The organism is Stenotrophomonas sp. CFBP8980, assembly GCF_034046095.1.
GTDB classification, from domain to species: Bacteria; Pseudomonadota; Gammaproteobacteria; order Xanthomonadales; family Xanthomonadaceae; genus Stenotrophomonas; species Stenotrophomonas lacuserhaii.
In genome coordinates, this window is the sequence record NZ_JAXCXF010000001.1 from 971,942 (window position 1) to 997,418 (window position 25,477).

The window sequence follows — 25,477 nt, forward strand, 5'->3', positions numbered from 1 at the left end:
TCAGGATTTGCGTTCCAGCGACAGCAGCAGCTTCCACTGCGCCGCAGTCACCGGGAACACGGAAAGGCGGTTGCCCTTGGCGGTGAGCGGGAAACCCTCGCCCAGCGCATCGGCGTGCAGCTTGATTTCATCCAGCGCGATGACGCGATCCAGCTTGCGCTCGAAGCCCACGTCCACCAGCATCCAGCGCGGCTCTTCGCGGGTGGCCTTGGGGTCGTGGTAGTCCGATTGCGGATCGAACTGTGTGTCATCGGGATAGGCGGCACTGGCCACCGTGGCGATGCCGACGATGCCAGGCACCTTGGTGTTGGAGTGGTAGAACAGGATGCCGTCGCCGACGTGCATCCCGTCGCGCATGAAATTGCGCGCCTGGTAATTGCGGACGCCGTTCCAGGGCTCGGTGCCGACGCGTTCCAGATCGTCGATGGAAAAGGCGTCCGGTTCGGACTTCATCAGCCAGTAGCGCTTGCGGGCGGTCATGCGGTCACGTGCGAGGCGAAAAGGGTGTCTGCTTCGGTGCAGATGGCGTCCACCGCCACGTCCCAGGACGCGACCGGCAACGCATCGACCTGCTGCACGGCAAATGCCGCGCCGACCAGCCACGGCGGAGCAGGGCGGTCGTGCCGGAAGGCGAAGCTGCGATCATACCAGCCCCCTCCCATGCCCAGCCGGCCGCCCTGTGCGTCGAAGCCGACCAGCGGGGTCACCACCAGGTCCATGGCGCCGGCATCCAGCGTATCGGCAGGGTCCAGGTCGGGTTCGGGAATGCCGAAACGGTTCTGCCGCAGCGCCTGGCCCGGCCGCCACGGCGCGAAGCGCAGAATGGTTTCGTGCAGCACCGGCAGGCAGTAGGTCACCGTGTCGGGCAAGGTCAACTGCCAGCGATGCAGGGCGATTTCGCCATCCATCGCCCAGTAACCGGCGACATGCCCGCGTTGCGGGGCGAACGGCAGTGCCAGCAGGCGTGCAGCGAGGCGATCGGCGGCGTCGATCCGGGCGGCAGCGGGCAGGTCACGGCGACGCTGCCTGAGTTCGGCGCGCAGCGCGGTGCGGGGATCGGATATCGAGGGGGGCGAGGAGGGCATGACGCTATTGTGCCGCGCAGCCGGCCGGAAAAAACAAAGGCGACATCCGAAGACGCCGCCTTTGTCGAATATTGCATTCTCCGCGATGACGATGCATGCGAAACGACCTTGAACCCAGGGGCTCAAGTGGGAACGCTGGGGAACCATCGGGCTTCCCGCTGCAAGGCGGACATGCACTCCCGGCGCCGTCGCGCTCCCGGTGTCGTTCTTAAGGGACAAGGCGAATGTTTGCACATGCCGTCGTGTACCGCAGAGAACGCAGGAACAGTATAACCAGCTCGCTGCGCAGGGGGAGTCCGTTCGTCGGCAACAGTGCGTGCCAATTCAGATTCCACGGCGTTATACGTCGATCGCGCGGTCCAGGCGGCGGTTCATGTCGGCCAAGGTCTGCTGCAGGGCGACGGCCTGGCGGGCGTTTTCATCGCGCAGCTGCTGCAGCTCATGCGCCAGGTTCAATGCCGCCAGGACGGCGACGCGGTCGACGGCCGCCATGCGGTTGCTGCCGCGGATTTCGCGCATCTTCGCATCCAGCAGGCGCGAGGCGGCCACCAGGCTGTCGCGCTCCTCGGCGGTGACGCCGACGGTGTAATCGCGATCAAGCAGGCGGACGTTTACCGGTTCGGCGCCGCTCATGTGTGCTGCTCCAGGGATTTGAGCCGGGTGATCATCGCTTCCACGCGCGAGCGGGCCTGTTCGTTCTTGGTCAGCAGCGTGGAGCGTTCGTTGACCAGCTGTTCCTGCTGGTGGCGCAGGCTGCGGTTCTCCTCGGCCAGCCGCTGGTTACGCTCAAGCAGCGCCTCCACCCGGGCGGCGAAGGCCTGCAACTGGTCGAGCGGGCTGGGATGGTCCATGGCGGCAAGAGTCTCAGGGCCGTTGATGACGGTCAAGCGTCAGCGGCACGGGCTGCGGGGCGACGCGCCACGTTCTAAACTAGTCCATCGACGACACAGGCAGCAATGCGCGGGTCGTCCCCATCACCTATGAGCCCCCAGATGACCGAACTTCCTTCCATCGACGACGTTTCCCGTGCCAGCGCAACGCTCGGGCTGGGCGCCAGCCCGGCCGAGCTGCACGGCGGCCTGTGTGGCTGGCTGGCCGCTGGCGGCGCGCCGGGCAATGACTGGCCGGCCCGCGTGCTGGCCGACGATGCGCTGCAGCCGGTGGCCGAGGGCAGCGCGCTGGCGCAGTTGCTGGAAGTGACCATCAAGCAGCTGGAGGACCGTGATTTCGGCTTCGAGCTGCTGCTCAGCGACAGCACCGAAACCGAGCCGCAGGTGGATGCCCTGTTCACCTGGGCGCGCGCGTTCCTGGGGGGCTTCGGTCTGGGTTCGGGGCACAAGCGCCCGGCGCTGTCCGAAGAGGGCGAAGAAGCCCTGAACGACCTGGCCAAGCTGGCCCAGGCGTCCAGCGAGGACTTTGACAGCGACGGCGAGGACGACGACGAAGCGCTGGCCGAGATCGAGGAATTCATCCGCATTGCGGTGCTGCTGCTGCACGGTGACTGCGTGATGGCCGCGCGCCACCGCCAGCGCCTCAACTGATGGCCGGCGATCGCATGGACCTGCGCCAGCGCACCGGGATCGGCGCGGCCGAGTACAAGCGGCGCCGGCGCCAGTTGATGGAGATGGCCGGCGACGAGGCGATCCTGGTGCTGCCGGCCGCCTCGGAGAAGGTGCGCAGCCTGGATACGCACTACCCGTACCGCCAGGACTCGGACTTCCAGTACCTCAGCGGCTTCCCGGAACCGGAGGCCGTGCTGGTGCTGATTCCCGGGCGCCGGCATGGCGAGGTGATCCTGTTCTGCCGCGAACGCGATGCCGAGCGTGAAGCCTGGGATGGCAGCCGTGCCGGCCAGGAAGGCGCCGTGGCGGATTTCGGCATGGACGACGCCTATCCCATCGAGGACCTCGACGACATCCTGCCGGGGATGCTGGAAGGGCGCTCGCGGGTGTATTACCACTTCGGGCGCGATGCGGATTTCGACCTGAAGCTGATCGGCTGGGTCAACCGCGTACGTTCGCAGGTACGCCATGGCGCGCAGCCCCCGCACGAGTTCCTGGAGCTGGGCCATCTGCTGCACGAGCAGCGCCTGTTCAAGTCCGGTGCGGAGATCGCGCTCATGGAACAGGCCGCGCGGATCAGCGTGCAGGCGCACTGCGCGGCGATGCGGGCTGCGCGCGCGGGCATCCATGAGTACGAGCTGCAGGCCGAGCTGGAGCGGGTGTTCCGCGCCCATGATGCGTGCCCGGCGTATTCGAGCATCGTCGGTGCAGGGCGCAACGGCTGCATCCTGCATTACCGCGACAACAACGCGCGTACGCGCGACGGCGAGCTGGTGCTGATCGATGCTGGCGCGGAGTACCGCGGCTATGCCAGCGACATCACCCGCACCTTCCCGGTCAATGGTCGTTTCACTGCCGAACAGCGCGCGCTGCACGATCTGGTCGGCGCTGCACAGGCGGCCGCGCTGGCGCAGGCACGGCCGGGCGTGGCGTATGAAGCGGGCCACCTGGCTGCGGTGCAGGTGCTGACCGAGGGGCTGCTGCAGCTGGGCCTGCTCAAGGGCAGCGTGGAGGACAATATCGCGCAGGAGCAGTACAAGCGCTTCTACCGGCACAAGACCGGGCACTGGATCGGGATGGACGTGCACGACGTCGGCGATTACCGCCTGGCGGGCGAGTCGCGGCTGCTGGAACCGGGCATGGTGTTCACCATCGAGCCGGGGTTGTATGTCGGTGCCGACGACACCAGCGTGGAGGCGCGCTGGCGCGGCATCGGCATCCGCACCGAGGACGACGTGCTGATCACCGCCGATGGGCATCGGGTGTTGACCGAGGGCCTGGCGCGCAGCGCCGACGAAATCGAAGCGTTCATGCAGGGGTGAGTGGGGGTGCCGGGCCTGCGGCCCGGCGGCCCGCTTTTTTCAAGCCACGGCAACGTCAACGTCAACGTCAAAAGCTGCAGGGATGGGTGTTGGCGGGGCGGGGTGGGTTCGTGGGAATCGCCGCAAGTACGTCCCTGTAGGCTCGCCATCCGCATCCATGCGGATGAGCGTTCCCACGAACCCACCCCGCCCCACCTTCGACAGGTCTCTGGTGGCCATGGGACCTCCGGTAGCGCCGACCCATGGTCGGCGGAATGTTCCCGCCAACGGCCCGCTGCGCTCGCCGACCATGGCTCGGCGCTACCGACGGCCGCAATGGACCGTCGGGTGGAGGGAGCCCCTGAGTCAGGGGCGGCCGCGAAGCGGCGGGGTGTGGGTGCTGGTGAGGCGGGGCCCGCGGTTTGCGCAGCAAAGCGTGGGAGCGGCAGCGCGAATGCGATGACGTGGACCCGGGTTCACCCGTTCGCCAACGCAAACTCCGGCCGGGTCAGGTTGTCCGCTTCGCCATCAGTGCACAGCACTTCGTCCTCGATCCGGATCCCGCCGTAAGGACGGAAGAAATCCACGCGATCCCAGGCGATGCTGGCGCCATGCCCGGCCTGCTTCACTTCGTCCAGCAGCATGTCGATGAAGTACAGGCCCGGCTCGATGGTCACCACCATGCCCGCCTCCAGCACCCGGGTCAGGCGCAGGTAGGGGTGGCCTGCCGGACGTTCGATCCGGCCACCGGCGTCGCCTGCCGCGAAGCCCGCCACGTCATGCACCTGCAGGCCGATCAGGTGGCCGATGCCGTGCGGGAAGAAGGCCGCGCTGATGCCGGTTTCCACCGCCGTCTGCGGCGATACCTTGAGCACGCCGAAGTCCTTCAGTACGCCCATCAGCGACAGGTGCGCGTCCACGTGCAGCTGCTTGTAGTCGAAGCCGGCGCGTACCGCGGCGCACATCTGCTGCTGGGCAGCATCGACTGCGCCGACCATCGCGGCGAACTCGTCGTGGCCGTGTGCGGCGTAGGTACGGGTGATGTCGCTGGCATAGCCCAGCGCGCTGGCGCCGGCATCGATCAGGAAGCTGCGCAGCGGCTGCGGCGCGGTCCGGCCGAGTTCGGTGTAATGCAGCACGGCGGCGTGTTCGTTGAGCGCCACGATGTTGCCGTAGGGCAGTTCGTTGGCATCCTGGCCGACTGCCGCGCAGTACGCCATGTGGATGGAAAACTCATCGGCGCCATTGCGGAACGCGGCTTCAGCGGCGCGGTGGCCGCGCACGCCCAGCACCTGGGCCTGGCGCATCAGCGCGATCTCATAAGGCGTTTTGTACGCCCGGTGGTATTCCAGATAATCCACCACCGGTGCCGGGTTGTTCGGCACCCAGTCACCCAGCGTGCTCTGCGGCTCGCCCAGCACGGCGCAGCGCGAACGGTCGCGCGGCAGCAGCGCCAGCGCTTCTTCCGGCTTGCGGATGACCTGGATGTCGAAGTGCTCCACCCACCAGCCACTCGGTGCGTCGGGCACCACGTGCCAATAGTCGAAGGGCTGGTGGAAGATCACCGTGGGACGCTTGCCCGGGGTGAACACCAGCCAGCTGTGCGGAACGCGGGTCAGCGGCAACCAGGCTTTGAACTGCGGATTCACCGCATACGGATAATCGCGGTCGTCGAACAGGTGGTAGTGCAGGGTGCCGCTGGGAACCACCAGATGGTCGAAGCCGCCGCGCGCCAGCGCTGTTTCGGCCCGCCGGCAAAGCACGGCCAGGTGGTCGGGATAAAGGGCGCCGGGGTCGTGCTGGATCATCGCGGTGACTCGCTGGAAAACAGCCCCTGATTGTGCCGCATGCGCCGGCCGACTGCTGTGCCGGAACCGGCGTTCAGGGCGCCGGAGATTCCTGTCCGATCCATCCGCGCAACAGTTCGCGGTGTTCGCGCGAGAGGGTGATGAAGCGGAAACCGGCCCAGGCCTGTCCCGCCACGTGCGCCGGTTCGGCCCACAGCAGGTGTACGCCGACGTCGATCGGCGTGGCGTGGCCATCGGCCAGGGGCAGGCTGAACTGCAGTTGGTACAGCGCGTCTTCGTGCAGGGGAACGGAGGCCAGCATCAACATGCCGGTCTCGGAAATGTTGCCAAGGCGGCCGACCACGCGTTCGGCGATCTGGTCGGTCACCGGCACCAGGTCGGCCACGTTGCGGCGTGGCGCGCGGCGGGTGTCGGTGCTGTCGTCGTCGGCACTCATGCGGCTTCCCCTTGTTCAGTACCGGCCAGCGAGCGCAGCGTGCGCAGGGTCGCCTGCCAGGCGCGATCGATCAGCCGTCCCTTGTCTTCGGTGACGATGCGCGCCTGTTCCAGTGCCATCAGGCGGGCCAGCGTATCCAGGGTGTACTCGGCCACTTTCTGCCCACGCGGATTGACGAACAGGGCGTGTTCGGTGACCAGGCTGTACCAGGACAGGCGCTGGCGGTGCAGGTCGCCCTGCTGGTTGCTGATGAATTCGAACCAGGTACCGAACGGCAGCGTGCGCAGCTGCCGGTAGCAGTCTTCTTCGACGTTGCTGCGTGCCAGCGGTGCGAGCCGGCGGGTGTCATGGGCTTCGGCATGTTCGCCCAGCCGGGTGCGCGCTTTCAGCCGCGCCGTCAGCTCGGTCCGCGATGTGCTGTCGTCCTCGCCGCCGGGAGTGGAGAGGCGGCGCGCGATGGCCCGCGCTTCGTCGTGATGGCAGCCGATCTGCAGGACGGCTGCCTCGATTTCGCCGAACAGGATGTCGTCGGCCGCATGCTCGCCGCCGGGGGCCTGGGCGGTGACCGCGGTGATGCGCGCGGTCTGCTGCAAGCGCTGCTGCCACAGTGCGGAGTCTTCGCCGTGGCGCAGCTGGCTCAGGGTCAGCACGTCGGCCCAGGCCTGGCGCAGCAGCGTCTGCACGAAGCGCGGCGGCTCGTCCTGCGCGCAGGCCTGTTCGATCAACGTTGTTGCCTGCTGCCGCGCGACCTCCAGCCGCTCCTTGCCGCGCGCGGCTTCCACGTGGCGGCGCTCGGCCAGCTCGGCCTTGTGGGCGGCGGCGCGGAAGTGCTGCTGTACCTCTTCGTTGGCGGCGGCAAACACGGCCGGATCGTCGTGGTACTGCGCCACCACGGTGTCCACCGTGCGCTCCAGCTTCTGCACCAGCTGCGGGTCCAGGTCATCGTCCTGCAGGCCGCTGGCGCCCAGTTCGGCGATGGTGTTGAGCAGCTCGCGGGCCGGGTGCTCGTCGCGCACGAAGAAGCCCGGATCGGCCAGCGCGGCGCGTGCCAACGGCACCTGCAGCCTGCCGACCAGGTCATTGCCGGCCGTCTGTGGGCGCTGTTCCTGGCGGATCTGCTGGAACAGCAGGCCGAGCAGGTCCAGGGTGTCGCCGTCCTTGACCGTCAGCGCGGCCTGTTCACCGTGCTCGGCGCGCAACTGGGTCAGCAGGGCCGTCTGCAGGTCGGACATGCTGCGCGCTGTCGCGCCGCCGGCGATGCGCGCCTGCAGCTGGCCCAGGATCGCATCGACCATCGCGCTGGGCACGGTGTTGGCATCGGGCGCCTCGCCCGGCATGCCGCCTTCGTGGTCCACCGCAGCGCCCGGCAGCGGTGCCTCCAGGCCAGGCGACGCCGCCGCGCCGGCAGCCATGGCATGCCGCGCACCGGCGAGCAGTTCGTGCAGGGCGCTCATGGCCGGGGCTGCGAGATCCACCACCGGGGCGGCAGTCGCGGGTCGATCCGGCGCACCGGTGGGCAGCGGCGGCGGTTGCGGTGCCATGGAGGCCGCCGCGTCGGTCGGCGGCGGATGACCACCCAGTTCGGCCTGCATCATCGCCGACCAGGAGCTGGCGGCGGTGCTGCTGGCCCCGTTCCAGCTGGTGACCGGCGTCGTGCGGGCCCGCGCTGCGCCGCTGCCCGGACCGCGGCCGGGTTGGGTGACGATCCGGCGGGTCGCCGCCGAGCGCGCCAGGTACGGGGTGTAGACCAGTCCCGGCAGCACGCCTTCGTGCCCGAGCAGCACATTGGCGCGCTCCAGCAGTTCGCCCAGTCGCTCCAGCACCTGGCGCTCGAAGCTGCGGTACAGTGCGAGCTGGGCCTCCAGTTCGAGCCCGCCTTCATCGCCGATCCGGCGCACGATGCCGCACAGGATGACCGGGCCGAAGGGTACATGCTCGGCATCCAGCGCCGGCGCGGCGGCCAGCACTGCCAGCCTCTGTCCCAGCAGCTGCAACGCGTTGGCCGAGCGCAGCATCTCGCGGCGCATGATCTCATTGAGCACGATGTTGCGATCGATGTCGGTGTCGTTGACCAGGGTCAGCGCGGACATCGACGGGCGTTGGGGTTCGGCTGCCGCCGGCGCTTCGCTGGCAGGTGCGAACAGCGCGGCCAAGGCCTGTGCGAGGTGTTCCAGGAAGCGGTGGCTGAAGCCTTCGGCGAAGGGATGGATCTGCCGGGCCTGGGCGAACAGGTCGGCCTGCATCTGGCTGTTGCGGGCGCGCTCGGCCTCGCGCAGCAGTTCACGCTCCAGTTCCACCACGGTCAGCGTCAGCGGCGCGGTCAACGACTGCCGCGACAGTGCCAGCAGGACGCCCAGCAGCCGGCGCACGCGCGGTGGGGCATCGACCGCAGCGAAGCGCGCAGTGTCCTCAGGCATCGGCGGAGGCGAGGAGGGCATGGGGCTGGGCATCCGTTTTCCCGGGGGCGGGCTCGGAATCTACCGCGTCGGGCGGGGCGGCGCTACTCGCCCAGGAACAGCTCCACCACATCGTTGGTGAAGCGTCGTCCCAGTTCCGTCGGTCGCAGCAACAGCTCGCCGTGATCGTCGCCGCCCGCGCCTGCACAACCGTGGTCGCCGCAGCCATCCCCGTGATCGTGGCCGCCACCCACGCGTTCCAGCCAGCCGCGTTGCAGCGCCTGTTGCAGCGGGGCGTCGATGGCCGTGGCGGGAAGGCCGGTACGCGACTGGAAGTCGCGCAGGCTGAAGCCTTCGTGCAGGCGCAGCAGGTTGAGCATGTACTCGAACGGCAGCCGGTCCGCCGCGATGATGTCATCGCCGCCGAAGCTGGCAGGCCTGCCGGCGGCGTCCATGTACGCCTGCGGATGCTTCAGCTTCCAGCGTCGGCGCACGTTCTGCTCGGCGCCCGAGCTGATCTTGCCGTGCGCACCGGCCCCGATGCCCAGGTAGTCGCCGAAGCGCCAGTAATTCAGGTTGTGCGCACTCTGCCGCCCGGGCCGTGCATAGGCACTGACCTCGTACTGGTCGAAGCCGGCCTGCGCCAGCAGCGCCTGGCAGTGTTCCTGCATGTCCCACGCGCTGTCTTCGTCCGGAATGCCCTGCGGCGGGCGGGCGAAGAACACCGTGTTCGGTTCCAGCGTGAGCTGGTAGTGCGAAAGATGCGCCGGCTGCAGCGCGAAGGCGCGCTCCAGGTCGTGCTCGGCGGCGGCCAGGGTCTGGCCGGGCAGGGCATACATCAGGTCGATGTTGAAATTGTCGAAGCCGGCGTCCTGCGCCATCTTCACCGCGCGCTCGGCCTCGGCGCTGTCATGGATGCGGCCGAGCCGCTTCAGCGCCTCGTCGTTGAAGGTCTGGATGCCGAAGCTGAGCCGGTTGACGCCCGCCGCACGGTAGCCATCGAAACGGCCGTGTTCGGTCGTGCCGGGGTTGGTCTCCAGGGTGATTTCGGCGTTCGGGGCGAAGCGCAGCCGCGCCGAAGCCTGCTGCAGGAAGCGGTCGATCGCCTCGGCCGGGAACAGGCTCGGCGTGCCGCCGCCGAAGAACACGCTGTGCACCACCCGGCCCCATACCAGCGGCAGGTCCTGGTCCAGGTCGCGTACCAGCGCATCGATGTAATCATCGAAGGGCAGTTCGCCCTTGGCCTGGTGCGAGTTGAAATCGCAGTACGGGCATTTGCGCACGCACCATGGCAGGTGCACGTAGAGCGACAGCGGCGGCGGAATGAGGGCGGGCATCAGCGTCGGTTACAGGGAAAGCGAGGACAGCCGCTGCTTCAGCTGCTGCAGGGCCAGCGCACGGTGGCTGAGCGTATTCTTCAGTGCCGGCTCCATTTCCGCGGCGGTCAGCCCATGGCGCGGGTCCAGGAACACCGGGTTGTAGCCGAATCCGTTGTGGCCGCGCGGCGCTTCCAGGATCACGCCTTCCCAGCTGCCTTCGCAGACCAGCGGCTGCGGATCGGCGGCGTGGCGCAGCAGCACGATCACCGCGAAGAAACGTGCGGTGCGCTGCCCGGCAGGTACATCGCGCAGGTCGGCCAGCAGCTTGGCGTTGTTGGCGGCATCGTCGGTGGGGCTGCCGGCGTAGCGCGCGCTGTACAGTCCCGGTGCGCCGCCGAGGGCGTCCACGATCAGGCCGGAGTCATCGGCCAGCGCCGGCAGGCCGCTGGCCTGGCAGGCCGCACGCGCCTTGATCAGTGCGTTTTCCACGAAGGTCAGGCCGGTTTCGGGCACATCGCCCACCCCGGCATCGGCGGCCGACAGGATCTGCAGCGGCAGGTCGGCCAGCATCGCCTGCATCTCCTTCAGCTTGCCGGCGTTGTGGCTGGCAAGTACCAGCTTGGCAGTAGCGGGAAGACGCATCAGGCCAGCTCCAGCAGGTCCCAGGTGTTGCCGTACAGGTCGCGGAACACCGCCACGGTGGCATAGGGTTCCTTGCGCGGTGCTTCGAGGAACTCCACGCCCGCAGCCAGCATCGCGGCGTGGTCACGCGCGAAGTCGTCGGTCTCCAGGAAGAAGCCGACCCGGCCGCCGGTCTGGTCGCCGATCCGCGCGGCCTGCACGTCCGAACTGGCGCGTGCCAGCAGCAGCCCGGCAGCGCCGTCGGTGGCGGGCGATACCACCACCCAGCGCTTGCCGCCGCCCTGGTCGATGTCCTGCTGCAGGTGGAAGCCGAGCGCACCGGCGAACCAGGCGATCGCGCGGTCGTAGTCATCCACCAGCAAGGTGGTCAGGGCCAGCCGGCGAGTCATGCGCCCAGTGCCGCCTGCTGCGCGGCCAGCAGTTCGCCCACGCCCTTGTCGGCCAGCGCCAGCAGCGCATCCAGTTCGTCGCGACGGAACGCATGGCCTTCGGCGGTGCCCTGCAGTTCGATGAAGCCGCCGCCATCGTTCATGACGACATTCATGTCGGTGTCGCAGTCGCTGTCTTCGGCATAGTCCAGGTCCAGCACCGGGGTGCCGCGGTAGACGCCCACCGATACCGCCGCCACCGCACCGATGATCGGGTTGCGCTTGATGTCACCGCGCTTGAGCAGCAGGTTCACCGCATCGGCCAGGGCGACGTAGGCGCCGGTGATGGCCGCGGTGCGGGTGCCGCCGTCGGCCTGCAGCACGTCGCAGTCCAGGGTGATGGTGCGCTCGCCCAGCGCATTGCGGTCCACGCAGGCGCGCAGGCTGCGGCCGATCAGACGCTGGATTTCCAGCGTGCGGCCGCCCTGCTTGCCACGCGCTGCTTCGCGGTCGCTGCGGGTATGGGTGGCGCGCGGCAGCATGCCGTACTCGGCGGTGACCCAACCTTCGCCCTTGCCACGCAGGAAGCCCGGCACGCGGTTTTCCACGGTGGCGGTGCACAGCACGCGGGTTTCGCCGAAGCACACCAGCACCGAGCCTTCGGCGTGGCGGGTGAAACCGCGTTGGAGGGTGACCTGGCGCATCTGGTCGGGCTGGCGGCCACTGGGGCGGGTATCGGACATGGCGGGGTACCGTTGGAGCGAGGGAACGGGTCCATGCCCGCGCCGGGGAGGGGGCAGGCAGGAGGCTCGAATGAAGCCGCTAGGGTACCATTCCCTCTTTGGGAGCATCTGGAAAACCCCATGATCCGAAGCATGACCGCTTACGCCGGGGGCGAGCGCGCCACCGCCTGGGGCACGCTGGGCTGCGAGCTGCGCTCGGTGAACCACCGGTTCCTTGAAGTCGGCACCCGCCTGCCGGAGGAACTGCGCGCGCTGGAACCGCAGCTGCGTGAACGCATTTCCGCACGCCTGAGCCGCGGCAAGCTGGATCTGGTGATGCGCCTGCGCACGCCGGAAACCTCGGCCAGCCTGCAGGTCAACGATGTCCTGCTGGGCCAGCTGGGCCAGCTGGCGCACCGGCTCACGTCCGACTTCCCCAACCTGCAGGTCAGCTTCACCGACCTGCTGCAGCTGCCCGGCGTGATGCAGGGCGAAGCCACCGATGCCACCGCGCTGCAGGCCGAGGCGCTGGCCCTGCTGGAACAGACCCTGGACGGCTTCATCGCCGGCCGCGAACGCGAAGGCGACAAGCTGGCAACGGCGATCAGTGAACGGGTGGATGCCATCGAGCGCATCGCTGCGGACGTGCGCACCCTGATTCCCGCGATCCGCGAAGGCCAGCGGGTCAAGCTCGCCGCGCGCCTGGCCGACCTGCCGCACCCGGTGGATCCGGGCCGCGCCGAGCAGGAACTGGTGATGTGGCTGCAGAAGCTGGACGTGGATGAAGAGCTGGACCGCCTCGGCAGCCATATCGTGGAAATCCGCCGCGTGCTGAAGCAGCGCGATCCGGTCGGGCGTCGGCTGGACTTCCTGCTGCAGGAGTTCAACCGCGAAGCCAATACGCTGGGCTCCAAGTCGGTGGACAGCCGCACCTCCAATGCCGCGGTGGAGCTGAAAGTGCTGATCGACCAGATCCGTGAACAGGTACAGAACATCGAATGAGCATCCAACCTTCCCCGGTCGGCACGCCCGCGCGCGGCACCCTGTACATCGTTGCCGCGCCTTCCGGTGCCGGCAAGAGCAGCATCGTCAACGCCACCCTGGCGCGCGACCCGCAGATCGCGCTGTCGATCTCGTTCACCTCGCGGGCCACGCGTCCGGGCGAGGTCAACGGCGAGCACTACCATTTCGTCAGCGCGACCGAGTTCGAGGCGATGATCGCCGCCGGTGATTTCTTCGAGCACGCCTGGGTGCACGGCGACTGGAAAGGCACCGCCCGGCAGTCGGTGGAGCCGCAGCTGGCCGCCGGCCAGGACGTGCTGCTGGAAATCGACTGGCAGGGCGCGCAGCAGGTGCGCCAGCTGGTGCCCGGCACGGTGACGGTGTTCATCCTCCCGCCATCCAAACAGGCGCTGCAGGACCGCATGCGCAAGCGCGGCCAGGACAGCGAGGCGGTGATCAGCCAGCGGCTGTCCGCGGCACGCGAGGAAATGCTGCACTTCAACGACTTCGACTACGTCATCGTCAACGAGATATTCGACACCGCCGTCGATGAGCTGTGCGCCATCTTCACCGCCAGCCGGCTGCGCCGCGAAGCGCAGAAGGTCCGCCATGCGGGGCTGATCCAGGCCCTTTTGACTGCAGATCCGTCTGCAACTGACTGATTGCAAAAGGAACAGGGCGGGGCTGGCTTGATTTTGTCCAGCCCCTGCCCTTACACTCCGTCCCCTTTCCCTCATTCGACTGAGCGGCCGATCGGTCGCCGGGAGCCCGTATGGCCCGCATCACCGTAGAAGATTGCCTGGAAGTCGTTAACAACCGTTTCGAGCTGGTCATGATGGCGTCCAAGCGCGCCCGTCAGCTTGCCAACGGCGTGCAGGCCACGCTGGACAACAGCGAAACCGAAGACAAGCCGACCGTGCTGGCGCTGCGCGAAATCGCCGCCCGTCGCATCGACAACGCGCTGATCGACGAAGTCGAGAAGGCCGAGCGTGAGCGCGCCGAGCGTGAAGCGCTGGAATGGGCCGCCGCCGAAGTGGTCGCCGACGAGGACATGTCCAAGAACGACGACTGAGTCCAGTCGACACCCTTGGCCAGATGCGAAACAGCCCGCCGCAAGCGGGCTGTTTCGCATTCAGGATTTGCTGAAATTGTGACGCTGGCATAGGCTTCGGCCATGAACCCAGGCCCCACTGCCAAGGTAGCCGCGCCGTCACGCGCGGACGTACCCGATTACGTCCTTCAACTCGAGCGCGCAGCGCACTACCTGCCGCCGGAGCAGCTGCCGCTGCTGCGCCGTGCGTGGGAAGTGGGGGCCGCCGCGCACGCGGGGCAGACCCGCAAGTCCGGCGAGCCCTACATCACCCACCCGGTTGCCGTGGCGCAGGTGCTGGCCGAGCTGGGCCTGGACATGGAAGCGCTGATCGCCGCGATCCTGCACGACACCATCGAAGACACGCCGCTGACCCGCGAAGAGCTGGCCGCCGAGTTCGGCGAACCGGTGGCCGAGCTGGTGGACGGGGTCACCAAGCTGGACAAGCTGAAGTTCCGCGACCGCCAGGAAGCGGCCGCCGAGAGCTTCCGCAAGATGCTGCTGGCGATGTCGCGCGACCTGCGCGTGATCATGATCAAGCTGGCCGACCGCCTGCACAACATGCGCACGCTGGGTGCGCAGAGCAGCGAGGCGCGCGGCCGGATCGCGCGCGAAACGCTGGAAATCTATGCGCCCATCGCGCAGCGGCTGGGCATGAGCCTGGTCAAGAGCGAACTGCAGAACCTCGGCTTCAAGGCGCTGTATCCGTGGCGCCACGCGATCCTGGAAAAGCACATCCGCAGCCAGCCGGTGGTACGCCGCGAAGCGATGGCGCAGGTGGAAGTGCAGCTCAGCCAGCGCCTGGCCAAGGAAGGGCTGGAGCATCGGCTGGTCAGCCGGATCAAGACCCCGTGGAGCATCTACAACAAGATGCACGACGAGAACAAATCCTTCGACCAGGTCATGGATGTGTTCGGTTTCCGGCTGGTGGTGCGCAGCGTGCCCAACGCCTACCACGCGCTGGGCGCGGTGCATGCCGCGTTCAAGCCGCTGGACGGGCGCTTCCGCGATTTCATCGCCATTCCCAAGGCCAACGGCTACCAGTCGCTGCACACGGTGCTGTTCGGGCCGTACGGCTCGCCGATCGAGGTGCAGATACGCACCGAGGAAATGGACCTGATCGCCGAACGCGGCGTGGCCGCGCACTGGACCTACAAGTTCGGCGGCGACAGCCCCAACAGCGCGCAGAGCCGTGCCCACGCGTGGATCGTCGAACTGATCGACTCCCAGCGCGCGGCCGGTTCGTCGCTGGAGTTCCTCGACAACGTCAAGGTCGACCTGTTCCCGGACGAGGTCTACCTGTTCACGCCGAAGGGCAAGATCATGGCCCTGCCGCGCAATGCGACCGCGTTGGATTTTGCCTACGCGGTGCATACCGACGTCGGCAATACGGCGGTGGCGTCGCGGGTGGACAAGAAGCTGGTGCCGCTGCGCACCAAGCTGGTCAGTGGCCAGACCATCGAGATCATCACCGCCCGTTCGGCCACGCCCAAGCCCCAGTGGCTGGAATTCGTGGTCACCAGCAAGGCGCGCACGGCCATCCGCCACCAGCTCAAGCAGCTGGAGCACGAAGACGCCGTGCAGCTGGGCCACCGCATGCTCGATCGCGCCCTGGAAGCGATGGACTCGTCGCTGGAGCGCCTGCCCAAGGGGCGCCTGGATGCGTTCCTGGCCGAACATCGGTTCCCGCGGCTGGAGGCGCTGCTGGCCGAAGTGGCGCTGGGCAACTGGATGCCGAACCAGGCCGCGCAGGCGCTGATGGCCTATGCCGAACTGCGTGGCGGTGCGCGCCACCATTCGCAGGAAAAGATCCTGATCAACGGCAGCGAACGCGGCGTGGTCACCTTCGCCAACTGCTGCCAGCCGATTCCAGGCGATGAGATCATGGGTTACCACACCGCCGGCAAGGGCATCGTGGTGCACCGGATGGACTGCCCGAACCTGGCCGAACTGCGCAAGTCGCCGGAGCGCTGGGTGCCGATCGGCTGGGATTCGTCGGTATCCGGCGACTACGACACCTCGCTGGTGGTGGAAGTGGAGAACGGCACCGGCGTGCTGGCGCAGCTGGCCGCGGCGATCGCGCAGAGCCAGTCCAACATCGAACGCGTGGATTACCTGGACCGCGACTTCAACGCCGCCGTGTTGGCTTTCAACGTGCAGGTGCGCGACCGCAACCACCTTGCCGAAGTCATGCGCCGGCTGCGTCGCCTGTCGGTGGTGCAGTCGGTGCGCCGCCAGTAGTAGCGGGTGAGGACCTAATGGTGGGTGACGACCGTTGGTCGTCACGCTCCTGCCTGGAACAAGAGCGTGACGACCAACGGTCGTCACCCACCAGCACGGCTGCGCCACCCACCGATACAAGCGCCCCGGGCGGTACAATGGACGCTCTGTTTTTCCTGATACCGGAGCCCCCATGACCCGCCAGATCATCAACACCGAAAAGGCCCCCGCCGCCATCGGTCCTTACTCGCAGGCCGTGCGCGCCGGCAACACCGTGTACTTCTCCGGGCAGATCCCGCTGGACCCGGCCACGGGCGAGATCGTCGGCGTCGGTGACGTGGAAGCCCAGGCCCGTCGTGCCTTCGACAACCTCAAGGCCGTGGCCGAGGAAGCCGGCGGCTCGCTCGACCAGGTCGTCCGCCTGGGCCTGTACCTGACCGACCTGGCCGAGTTCGCCAAGGTCAACGCGGTGATGCAGGACTATTTCAAGGCGCCGTTCCCGGCGCGTTCGACCATCGAAGTCTCCGGCCTGCCGAAGGGCGCCAACTTCGAAGTCGATGCGGTGATGGTCATCGGCTGAACCCCGCGTGGCACGCAAGGCCGCCCCTGCGCTGGCTCCATCCGGTGAAGCCTCGCTGGCGATGCTCGCCGGGGTCGGTCCGGCGGTGGCCGGCAAGCTGCAGGCACGCGGCCTGGGCACGCTGCAGGATCTGTGGCTGCACCTGCCGCTGCGCTATGAAGACCGGACCCGGTTGACCCTGATCGAAGACCTGCGTTCCGGCGTGCCGGCGCAGGTCGAAGGCCGGGTGATGGCGGTGGAGCGCGGCATGCGCTACCGGCCGATGCTCAAGGTCGCCATTGAAGACGAAGGGCGCGGCACGCTGGTGCTGCGTTTCTTCCATTTCCGCCAGCAGCAGCTCGGGCAGTTCGCGGTCGGCAACCGGCTGCGCTGCTTCGGTACCCCGCGGCCCGGCCAGCTGGGCCTGGAGATCGTCCATCCCAGTTACCAGGTGCTGGGGCGCCACGATGACCCTGCGCTGGGGGACAGGCTGGATCCGGTGTACCCGGCAGTGGAAGGGGTCGGCCCGGCAACCATGCGCAAGCTGATCCTGCAGGCGCTGGAGCGCTTGCCGGACGAATCCCTGCTGGAACTGCTGCCACCCGGATGGCTGGATGGCCTGGGCCTGCCATCGTTGCGCAGCGCACTGCTGACCGTGCACCAGCCGCCGCAGGATGCGGATCTTTCCGCGCTGGCCAATGGCATCCATCCCGCACAGCGCCGGCTGGCGCTGGAAGAACTGCTCGCCCACCACCTGAGCCTGCGCCGCCAGCGCATCGCCCTGCAGGCCCACCATGCGCCGCCGCTGGACGGGCCGGGAAGGCTGGCCAAGGCGTTGCTCAAGCAGCTGCCGTTCGCGTTGACCGGCGCGCAGCAGCGCGTGTTCAAGCAGATCCGCGAGGACCTCGCCCGGCCCAGCCCGATGCTGCGGCTGGTGCAGGGTGACGTCGGTTCGGGCAAGACGGTGGTGGCCGCATTGGCGGCCATGCTGGCGGTGGAACAGGGCAAGCAGGTCGCGCTGGCCGCGCCCACCGAACTGCTGGCCGAACAGCATCTCAACAACCTGCGCGGCTGGCTGGAGCCGCTGGGCGTGCAGGTCGCTTGGCTGGCCGGCAAGGTCACCGGCAAGGCTCGCGCCAAGGTGCTGGCCGATGTGGCCAACGGCGAGGCGAAGGTGGTGGTCGGCACCCATGCGTTGATGCAGGACGCGGTGGTGTTCCAGGACCTTGCGCTGGCGATCGTCGATGAGCAGCACCGCTTCGGCGTGCACCAGCGGTTGGCGCTGCGCGACAAGGGCGCGGGCGGTAACAGCGTGCCGCACCAGCTGGTGATGACCGCCACGCCGATTCCGCGCACGCTGGCGATGTCCGAATATGCCGATCTGGACGTGTCGGCCATCGATGAACTGCCGCCCGGGCGCACCCCGGTGCAGACCGTGGCGCTCAACGCCGATCGCCGCCCCGAGCTGATCGAGCGGATCGCGCTGGCCTGCAGCGAGGGGCGCCAGGTGTACTGGGTCTGCACGCTGATCGAAGAAAGCGAGGAGCTCGATGCCACGCCGGCGCAGGCCACCTACGAGTCACTGCAGGCGCTGCTGCCGGGCGTGCGTGTCGGCCTGGTGCACGGGCGCCTGAAGGCCGCCGAAAAACTGGCGACGATGGTGGCGTTCAAGGCCGGGCAGATCGATCTGCTGGTGGCGACCACCGTGATCGAAGTGGGCGTGGACGTCCCCAATGCATCGTTGATGGTGATCGAGAACGCCGAACGATTGGGGTTGGCGCAGCTGCACCAGCTGCGCGGGCGGGTAGGGCGCGGATCGGCGGTGTCGCGCTGCATGCTGCTGTACCAGACGCCGTTGTCGACGATGGCGCGCGAACGCCTGCAGACCATGCGCGAGACCAACGATGGCTTCGTCATCGCCGAGAAGGACCTGGAACTGCGTGGCCCCGGCGAGTTGCTGGGCACCCGGCAGACCGGCCTGGCCGGTTTCCGCATCGCCGACCTGGCGCGCGACGCCAACCTGCTGCCGGACGTGCACGCACTGGCCGAACGGCTGCTGCAGGAGCAGCCCGGCCTGGCCGACCGGGTGGTCGACCGCTGGATCGGCACCGCCGTGCGTTACGCCTCGGCCTGAGCGGATGCATCGGCGGATGCTCGCCAGCTGGCTGAGGGGCTGGGCGCGAGGCGTTTGCAGGGGGCGGCAACAGCCGCGCGTTACGCATCGGCCTGAACGGGTAGCGCCGACCCATGGTCGGCGGATGCTCCCCGCCATCGCGTTGCTTGACGCAGGCCGCGCTTCGCGCTCGCCGAGCACGGCTCGGCGCTACCGCTTTTCTTTTTTTTTTCCATGCCCGACGCCGGCGCAGGCGATGAGGGCCGGGCGGGAGCAGTTTGCAGGGGCGTTGAGCGCCATGGATGGCGCGAAACGAGGCCCCTTCCGGAAAACGCGCATCGCCCGTGCGCCCGGTTGTATTTGCAGCCACCGCGGTGCGACACTCCGTTGCCGCTCAGAAGACGGCAACGATGACCCACAAGATCCCGCTGTTGATCGACACCGACCCCGGTGTGGACGACGCACTGGCCCTGCTGATGGCCTTCGCCGATACCCGCCATGAGGTGGTCGCCCTGACCATCGCCGCCGGCAACGTCGGCCTGGATTACACCGTCCGCAACGCACTCAAGCTGTGTGAAGTGGTCGGCCGTGACGACGTCCCCGTGTTCGCCGGCAGCCCCGATCCGCTGCTGCATCCCTCGCTGGATGCCGCCCACGTGCACGGTCGCGACGGCTATGGCGATGTCGACCTGCCGCCCCCCGCCCGCGGCGCCGAAGCTGAACATGCCGCGCTGGCGATCCTGCGCCTGTCGCACCTGTACCGTGGCGAGCTGATGCTGGTCATGCTTGGCCCGCTGACCAACCTGGCGCTGGCGCTGAAGCTGGATCCCACCCTGGCCACCCGCATCAAGCGCATCGTGGTGATGGGCGGGGCGGTCACCTGCCACGGCAACATCACCCCCGCTGCCGAGTTCAACATTGCCTTCGATCCGGAAGCCGCGCACGTGGTGTTCGCCGCCTTCCCGCACCTGCTGGTGTCGGACTGGGAAGCGACCGTGGCCCACGGATTGCCGCTGCAGCAGGCCGAACAGTGGCTGGCCGCCGATTCGGACCGCGCGCGCTTTTATGAATTGATCTCGCGCAAGACCCGGGCGCTGTCCGAAGACAGCAAGGGCGGACGCTGGTTCACCGCCGATGCCCTGGCGATGGCCTGGGCGCTGAATCCGGAAGGGCAGCTGCAGGTGGAATCGCGGCCGGTGAACATCGAGCTGAACGGCACGTTCAGCCGTGGCGCCACCCTCGTCGACTGGAATCGCCAGACCGGCCAGCCGGACAACTGCGCGCTTCTGATGGCCTACGATCAGTCCCGTTTCGAGGCACTGGTACGGCAGGCGCTGGGTGCCTGAAGACAGGCACGGGGCAGGCAAGGGGCGCCCGCCTCAAGGCGGGTTGCCCCGGCGCGAAGTGGGGCTTATAATGCCGCTCTTGTGTTTCCCTTACCTATTTACGGTGTACGCCCATGAAGGACGATATCCATCCCGAGTACCGTGACGTCGTCTTCGAAGACGTCACCTCTGATTTCAAGATCCTGACCCGCTCGACCATGGCGTCGAAGGAAACCACCAAGTGGGAAGACGGTAACGAGTATCCGCTCGTGAAGGTCGAAATCTCCTCCTCGTCGCACCCGTTCTACACGGGCAAGCACAAGGTGATCGACACCTCCGGCCGTATCGACAAGTTCCAGAAGCGCTACGCGCGCTGATCCGTCGATCCACGTTTGGGTGAGCGGCCGCGCATTGCGCGGCCGTTTGCTTTTCCGGGATGCGATGCCGTGGCGTATGGTGGTGGAACGCAGCGTCCGGTTGTCGGCGACGACGCACCCCCGGCGCACTCCCGGCGAGGCCTCGGGCGAGTCCATATACGACTCTACGACTTCCGTCTAACCCCCGGAAAATGCTGCTGTGCGATAATGGCGGGATCCGCGGCACAGGTCGTGGACGTCATTCACGTGCCTGACCAATGCGCTTGGGCAGGCGCCTTCCCCTTGAAGGAGCGCACACAGTGTCCGATCTTGATCAGGTCACGCTCAACGCCGGCGAAAAGTCGGTCGTTCTGCCGGTCATCAAACCCACTCTCGGCAACGACTGCGTCGACATTTCGAAGCTGACCAAGGAAACGGGGTATTTCACCTACGATTCCGGCTTCACTGCCACCGCAAGCTGCAAGTCGGCCATCACGTACATCGATGGCGACAAGGGCGTTCTGTTGTATCGCGGCTATCCGATCGAGCAGCTCTCGGAAAAGTCGAGCTATGTCGAAGTCGTCTACCTGCTGATCAACGGCGAGCGTCCCGACGCGGCCCAGTTGAAGGCATTCAACGAAGAGCTGGCTGCTGAAGCCACCGTCGATGCATCGATCAACACGTTGATCGGCAGCTTCGCCAAGGATGCCCATCCGATGGCGATCCTGACCGCTGCGATCGCGCAGCTGTCGGGTATCTACCACGCCTCGCTCGACCTGGCCGACGCCGAACAGCGCCGCAAGGCCGCCGTGCGCCTGATCGCCAAGGTGCCGACCCTGTCGGCGCTGATCTATCGCCATGGCAAGGGCCTGCCGGCCAACACGCCGGATACCTCGCTGGACTACGTCAGCCGCTTCCTGAAGCAGACCTTCGAAGCCGCCGACGGCAGCTACGAACTGAACCAGGACGTGGTCCAGGCACTGGACCTGCTGTTCATCCTGCATGCCGACCACGAGCAGAACGCGTCGACTTCCACCGTGCGCCTGGTCGGTTCGACCGGTGCCAACCCCTACGCGTCGGTGGCCGCAGGCGTCACCGCGCTGTGGGGCCCCGCCCATGGCGGTGCCAACGAAGCCGTGCTGAAGATGCTGGAAGAAATCGGTTCGGCCGACAACGTCGAATCGGCCGTGGTCAAGGCCAAGGACAAGACCTCCGGCTTCCGCCTGATGGGCTTCGGCCACCGCGTGTACAAAAACTTCGACCCGCGCGCCAAGGTCATCGGCGAGATGACCGGCAAGGTGCTCAAGCAGCTGGGCGTGCAGGATCCGCTGCTGGACGTGGCCGTGAAGCTGGAGCAGGCCGCGCTGCAGGACGAGTACTTCGTCGCCCGCAAGCTGTACCCGAACGTCGATTTCTACAGCGGCATCATCTACAAGGCGCTGCAGATCCCGACCGAAATGTTCACCGTCATGTTCGCCCTGGGCCGTACGTCCGGCTGGGTCGCGCACTGGCTGGAACAGCAGGTGGATCCGGAAATGAAGATCGGCCGCCCGCGCCAGGTCTACACCGGTAGCGACGTGCGCGACTACAAGGGCTGATTCCGGTCTTTGCCTGTCGCATCGAACGCCCCGCCTCGCGGGGCGTTTTTTTTGCGCGTCTGTCAGCTCTGCGCGGGTCGCTATCGAAAAAGCGTCAGATCGTGGCAAAGCACGAAGCAATGTTTTGTTCCGCAACCAAGCGCACAAAACCGCTCACGACATCGCATTTTTGAAGATTGCCTTACGTTCAAATCAGAATGCGATGCCTATTCTCCTGCCGCCACCAGCTTTCGCTGATGGTATCGCGTCGTTTGAATGACGCCATATATCGATATCAAGGAGAGTAGTCATATGAAAACGCATTGCCGGAACGCGCTGGTCGCCATCGCGCTAGCCGCTGCATCCACCTCCGCACATGCCATCCAGGCCGACATCAAGGTCTGGGCAGATGTCGATCCCACGCTGGCCCTGCTGCGTGCGGATGGCAGCGCGTTGCCCGATGGCGTGGCGCTGACCCACAACCCGATCAATGGCCTGATGCCCTGGTCGGAGCAGGTGCGGATCATTTCCAACGATCCGCGCAAGGACATCGCCGTGCGCCTGGGTCATGCCGCCGAGCTGCGTCCGGTCATTGCTGCCCCCGGTGCGGTGGGGGTGCCGATGACGGTCAGCCTCAATGGCCGAACCGTATCGGTGGCGGGTACCGACTTCACCGCGGCCGAACTGTTCGATGGCGCGTTGCCGGGCGCCTCGATTGCCATGCCGCTCCAGATCGCGCAGACCACGCAGGCGCCCATCACCGCGGCGGGCCTGTACGAAGGACTGGTCAGCATCGTCCTGGCCCAGAAGACCGTCAGCCCGTAACTTCCTGCGCCGGCCCTACGGGGCCGGCCCTTTCGGCCACTCTCACATGATGACTACCGCCCCCGTCGTGACCGGGCTGGCGATCGCGCTCGCACTGCCCGTGGTAATGGGGGGCGTCACCGCCACTCGCGTCCCGGACGGCTTCGAAGACCTGGTGGAAGGTCAGGTGGAGCAGCTTGACGTCCGGCTGTTCGAGCGCTCTGCAGGCGTGGTGCCGGTGCTGGTCGATCTGGATACCGTGCAACTGCAGGATCCCGGCACCGTCCTCCAGGCGCTCGATCTGGACCCTGCGGCACGGGCCAGCCTGCTGCCAGCGCTGTCTGCTCCGTTGCCGCGCAACAGCCACCTGGCATGCCGGCACGGCAACGCCCAGGCTGGCTGCGGCTATCTGGATCCCCCCGAAGAGGCCACGGCCGTGGCCGCGATCTATGACGAAGGCGAGGGGGCACTGCGCCTGTTCGTGGCGCGGCAGTGGCTGCCGGCTCCACGCAGCACCGAGCGCTTCCACCAGGCCAGCGCCGCAGCCGAAAAAGCGTTTCTCCACCAGCACGTGATCAATGCAAGCGGTGGTCGCGACCAGCGCGCGCTGGCGATACAGGGCGCGGGCGCATTGGGGATGTCCGCCCACGGGCACCTGGCGGCGAACTGGAACTTCAGCCAGCATCACGGACACCGCAGTGGCGGTGGATTCGACATGGACAATGCGTATTACCGGCATGACCTGGACCGTCGTCACTACCTGCAGGCCGGGCGCATGGACCGGCGCAACCTCGCCAGTCCACTTGGCGGCACCTTCGGCTTCGGCATGCTCCCGCTGGACCGCTTCGACGGCCTGCGCGTGGGAAGCAGCCAAGCCTACATCGATGTCGAGGCGGCAATGCAGGCCACCCCGCTCACCGTGCTGCTGGCACGCGATGCGCGCGTGGAGGCGTTCGATGGCGAGCGCCTCCTGCAGACCTATTACCTGCCTGCCGGAATCAACGAACTGGATACCCGCAGCTATCCCTTCGGCAGTTACAGCGTCACCCTGCGCATCTACGAAGCGGGCGTGCTGGTACGCGGCGAAGAAGCGCCTTTCGACAAGCGTGGCGACGGCGCCGATGACGCCCTGCAGTGGTTCGTACAGGCGGGGCGGCGTGCAGAACGCGGCGCCCGATACCTGCCCGGCGAAGCCACGGTCATGGCGGGCCTGCGTTTGCCGGTCGGGCACGCCATGGCCGTGACCGCAGGTGCGGTGGACCTGGAAAGCGGCCGCTATGCGGAGCTGCGGCTGGACCTGCGGCAGCGGTTCGCCACCCAGGAGCTGCGCGCTGGGCTGAGCGCCATGCGCGGCAGCGAGGGCAGCCGTGGCACCCGGAGCCAGATATCCTACCGGCGACGGGCGTCATGGAATGTCCATCATCAACGCTCGCGCGACATCCGCTGCCGGTCGTTTGCGCGATACGACGGAGCGGGGTGCGTGGATGCGCTGAGTGCTTCGATGGCGTTGCCGCTACGCGGCGGGAGCCTCTACCTGGGCTACACGCGCCGCCAGGCGTGGCGCGCAGATCCCGCGCCGGACTACTCCGAGGCGGTGTTCATGCCACCCTCGCTGGCATTGCCCGGGCTGCGTGCCGGCAACGTCGATGCACAGCGCAGCCGCAACTGGCAGGGCAGCTTCAGCCGGATCGAGCGTTGGAAAGAGTACAGCGTTGCGCGTCGCTTCGGTCTTTGGCACCAGCGCAGCGACGCAACCGGTGGCCCTCGGCATGACCGCGGTTTTTTCTTCAACCTCAGCCTTGCCCGGTTGCAGCGCGGCGATCGGGCCACTTCCCAACGACGCCATGCGATGGACCTGCGGCAGCCGGCCCATCAGCGGCCGCAGATGAGCTACAGCACCAGCCAGACGCTGCGCCGCCAGTACGATGACCAGTCCGCCGAGGTGTCTGCCGATCTGCGTGGCGACAACAGCGAGCGATACAGCGTCGGTGTGGGCGCGCAGTTGCAGAACCACTTCGGCCATGGCAGCGCCACCGTGGCCTTCCATCGGCAGCCCGGGCGTCGGGAAACGGGCTACAGCGCGACGCACAGTGCGGCCTTCGCCTTGGGGTCAAGCGGCTTCTACTGGGGCGAAGGCAACGGCGCCGATGCGGGCCTGGCGGTGAGGGTCGACCCTGCACAGGACAGTGAACTGTCCGGGGTAGCGGCCGAGCTCCAGGTGGCAGGACGGCGCAGGCAGCGCCTGCGGCTTGGCGAGCGCAGGCTGGTGGCCTTGCCGGCCTACCAGATGCACCGTGCCGAACTGCAGGATGCCAGCAGCGGGGACAGCAGCGGGGCGGTGCGCGTAGGCGTAGGCGTAGGCGTAGGCGCTGGCGGTGCCGGGCGTGACGTGTTCCTGGCGCCGGGCCGGTTGCTGTCGATGGCCGTTCCCATCGAGGTGACCTACACGTTCATCGGCCGCGCGCAGGATCCCGCGGGCCTGCCGGTTTCGGCGGCACGCATCCTCAATGCGCCGGTACCTGCCACCGAGGGCAATGGCGGGTTCGTGCTGGATTTCACGCGACGCGAGCAGGTGCTGTACCTGTTGCAGGGCAGCCGGCTGCTGCATTGTCCACTGCAGGTGCGCGAGCAGCGCCTGGCCGTGTTGATGGTCGGTACCGTGCAGTGCCAGCCGTTGGACGTGGCGCAGTTGCCGGCCGACATCCGTCAGCAGGCAAGGGTGGCGCAACTGCTGGGGGAGCGGGCCCTGATCCGGCCGGGTCGGGCTGCGCAGCGTGGGCAGGAACGGTGAT

General features: G+C 67.5%; 24 protein-coding genes and 1 other RNA gene. 13 read left to right on the forward strand and 12 right to left on the reverse strand.

Annotation, left to right across the window (positions count from 1 at the left end; genetic code table 11):
• The 5 genes from SOM47_RS04245 to SOM47_RS04265 form a co-directional block, all read right to left on the reverse strand.
• Positions 1-480 carry an EVE domain-containing protein gene (locus SOM47_RS04245; protein ID WP_042612973.1) on the reverse strand — a complete coding sequence of 160 codons (480 nt, stop codon included), beginning with the start codon at positions 478-480 and terminating at the stop codon, positions 1-3.
• Entirely contained in the window at positions 477-1,064 is a 588-nt protein-coding gene (locus SOM47_RS04250) for a 5-formyltetrahydrofolate cyclo-ligase (protein ID WP_042612977.1), read from the reverse strand. Before SOM47_RS04250 ends, SOM47_RS04245 begins: the two co-directional genes overlap by 4 nt.
• 94 nt (positions 1,065-1,158) lie before the next feature.
• Positions 1,159-1,344: non-coding RNA, 6S RNA (gene ssrS, locus SOM47_RS04255), on the reverse strand.
• A gap of 80 nt (positions 1,345-1,424) precedes the next feature.
• A complete protein-coding gene (locus SOM47_RS04260; RefSeq protein WP_042612974.1) occupies positions 1,425-1,718 on the reverse strand; it encodes a cell division protein ZapA in 294 nt (97 codons plus the stop codon).
• Positions 1,715-1,936, reverse strand: coding sequence for a TIGR02449 family protein (locus tag SOM47_RS04265; RefSeq protein ID WP_042612975.1), 222 nt, complete (start codon positions 1,934-1,936; stop codon positions 1,715-1,717). Before SOM47_RS04265 ends, SOM47_RS04260 begins: the two co-directional genes overlap by 4 nt.
• 141 nt (positions 1,937-2,077) lie before the next feature.
• On the opposite strand from SOM47_RS04265, the gene SOM47_RS04270 reads away from it, so the two are divergent.
• Positions 2,078-2,626, forward strand: coding sequence for a UPF0149 family protein (locus SOM47_RS04270; protein ID WP_042612978.1), 549 nt, complete (start codon positions 2,078-2,080; stop codon positions 2,624-2,626).
• A gap of 20 nt (positions 2,627-2,646) precedes the next feature.
• Positions 2,647-3,969 (forward strand): aminopeptidase P N-terminal domain-containing protein, encoded by a 1,323-nt coding sequence (locus SOM47_RS04275; RefSeq protein WP_320505059.1) that lies wholly within the window; start codon positions 2,647-2,649, stop codon positions 3,967-3,969.
• 455 nt (positions 3,970-4,424) lie between these two features.
• Here the strand turns inward: SOM47_RS04275 and pepQ are convergent, their stop codons facing one another.
• The 7 genes from pepQ to rph form a co-directional block, all read right to left on the reverse strand.
• Positions 4,425-5,756, reverse strand: a complete 1,332-nt coding sequence (gene pepQ, locus SOM47_RS04280) for a Xaa-Pro dipeptidase (protein WP_320504859.1) — start codon at positions 5,754-5,756, stop codon at positions 4,425-4,427.
• A 73-nt stretch (positions 5,757-5,829) separates the two neighbouring features.
• Positions 5,830-6,192, reverse strand: coding sequence for a PilZ domain-containing protein (locus SOM47_RS04285; RefSeq protein ID WP_042614401.1), 363 nt, complete (start codon positions 6,190-6,192; stop codon positions 5,830-5,832).
• On the reverse strand, positions 6,189-8,630 hold the full coding sequence (locus SOM47_RS04290; protein WP_320504860.1) for a DUF1631 family protein: 2,442 nt from the start codon (positions 8,628-8,630) through the stop codon (positions 6,189-6,191). The genes SOM47_RS04285 and SOM47_RS04290 overlap by 4 nt, the downstream gene beginning before the upstream one ends.
• A gap of 62 nt (positions 8,631-8,692) precedes the next feature.
• Entirely contained in the window at positions 8,693-9,925 is a 1,233-nt protein-coding gene (gene hemW, locus SOM47_RS04295; RefSeq protein ID WP_320504861.1) for a radical SAM family heme chaperone HemW, read from the reverse strand.
• 9 nt (positions 9,926-9,934) lie between these two features.
• Positions 9,935-10,549 (reverse strand): RdgB/HAM1 family non-canonical purine NTP pyrophosphatase, encoded by a 615-nt coding sequence (gene rdgB / locus SOM47_RS04300; protein ID WP_101098305.1) that lies wholly within the window; start codon positions 10,547-10,549, stop codon positions 9,935-9,937.
• Complete coding sequence (locus SOM47_RS04305; RefSeq protein WP_320504862.1) at positions 10,549-10,938, reverse strand: VOC family protein; 390 nt, start codon at positions 10,936-10,938, stop codon at positions 10,549-10,551. The genes rdgB and SOM47_RS04305 overlap by 1 nt, the downstream gene beginning before the upstream one ends.
• On the reverse strand, positions 10,935-11,660 hold the full coding sequence (gene rph / locus SOM47_RS04310) for a ribonuclease PH (RefSeq protein ID WP_042614406.1): 726 nt from the start codon (positions 11,658-11,660) through the stop codon (positions 10,935-10,937). The genes SOM47_RS04305 and rph overlap by 4 nt, the downstream gene beginning before the upstream one ends.
• Before the next feature lie 120 nt (positions 11,661-11,780).
• On the opposite strand from rph, the gene SOM47_RS04315 reads away from it, so the two are divergent.
• The 11 genes from SOM47_RS04315 (at position 11,781) to SOM47_RS04365 (ending at position 25,476) form a co-directional block, all read left to right on the forward strand.
• Positions 11,781-12,641 (forward strand): YicC/YloC family endoribonuclease, encoded by an 861-nt coding sequence (locus SOM47_RS04315; RefSeq protein WP_182657675.1) that lies wholly within the window; start codon positions 11,781-11,783, stop codon positions 12,639-12,641.
• Positions 12,638-13,303, forward strand: a complete 666-nt coding sequence (gene gmk, locus SOM47_RS04320) for a guanylate kinase (protein ID WP_042614408.1) — start codon at positions 12,638-12,640, stop codon at positions 13,301-13,303. Before SOM47_RS04315 ends, gmk begins: the two co-directional genes overlap by 4 nt.
• Positions 13,304-13,413: 110 nt before the next feature.
• Entirely contained in the window at positions 13,414-13,713 is a 300-nt protein-coding gene (rpoZ, locus tag SOM47_RS04325; protein WP_042614409.1) for a DNA-directed RNA polymerase subunit omega, read from the forward strand.
• Positions 13,714-13,815: 102 nt separating this feature from the next.
• Positions 13,816-15,972 carry a RelA/SpoT family protein gene (locus SOM47_RS04330; protein ID WP_320504863.1) on the forward strand — a complete coding sequence of 719 codons (2,157 nt, stop codon included), beginning with the start codon at positions 13,816-13,818 and terminating at the stop codon, positions 15,970-15,972.
• 172 nt (positions 15,973-16,144) lie between these two features.
• Positions 16,145-16,531: a RidA family protein gene (locus SOM47_RS04335; RefSeq protein WP_320504864.1), complete on the forward strand. Its 387-nt coding sequence runs from the start codon at positions 16,145-16,147 to the stop codon at positions 16,529-16,531.
• Positions 16,532-16,538: 7 nt separating this feature from the next.
• A complete protein-coding gene (gene recG / locus SOM47_RS04340) occupies positions 16,539-18,644 on the forward strand; it encodes an ATP-dependent DNA helicase RecG (RefSeq protein ID WP_320504865.1) in 2,106 nt (701 codons plus the stop codon).
• A 389-nt stretch (positions 18,645-19,033) separates the two neighbouring features.
• The gene (locus SOM47_RS04345; protein WP_042614413.1) at positions 19,034-19,969 is read left to right on the forward strand and encodes a nucleoside hydrolase; all 936 of its coding nucleotides are present in this window, start codon (positions 19,034-19,036) and stop codon (positions 19,967-19,969) included.
• Positions 19,970-20,082: 113 nt separating this feature from the next.
• The gene (locus tag SOM47_RS04350; protein WP_042614414.1) at positions 20,083-20,325 is read left to right on the forward strand and encodes a type B 50S ribosomal protein L31; all 243 of its coding nucleotides are present in this window, start codon (positions 20,083-20,085) and stop codon (positions 20,323-20,325) included.
• A gap of 257 nt (positions 20,326-20,582) precedes the next feature.
• Entirely contained in the window at positions 20,583-21,902 is a 1,320-nt protein-coding gene (locus tag SOM47_RS04355) for a citrate synthase (protein ID WP_197974203.1), read from the forward strand.
• A 291-nt stretch (positions 21,903-22,193) separates the two neighbouring features.
• Complete coding sequence (locus tag SOM47_RS04360; protein WP_042614416.1) at positions 22,194-22,706, forward strand: CS1 type fimbrial major subunit; 513 nt, start codon at positions 22,194-22,196, stop codon at positions 22,704-22,706.
• Positions 22,707-22,752: 46 nt separating this feature from the next.
• Positions 22,753-25,476: a TcfC E-set like domain-containing protein gene (locus tag SOM47_RS04365; RefSeq protein ID WP_320504866.1), complete on the forward strand. Its 2,724-nt coding sequence runs from the start codon at positions 22,753-22,755 to the stop codon at positions 25,474-25,476.
• Position 25,477: the final 1 nt, after the last annotated feature.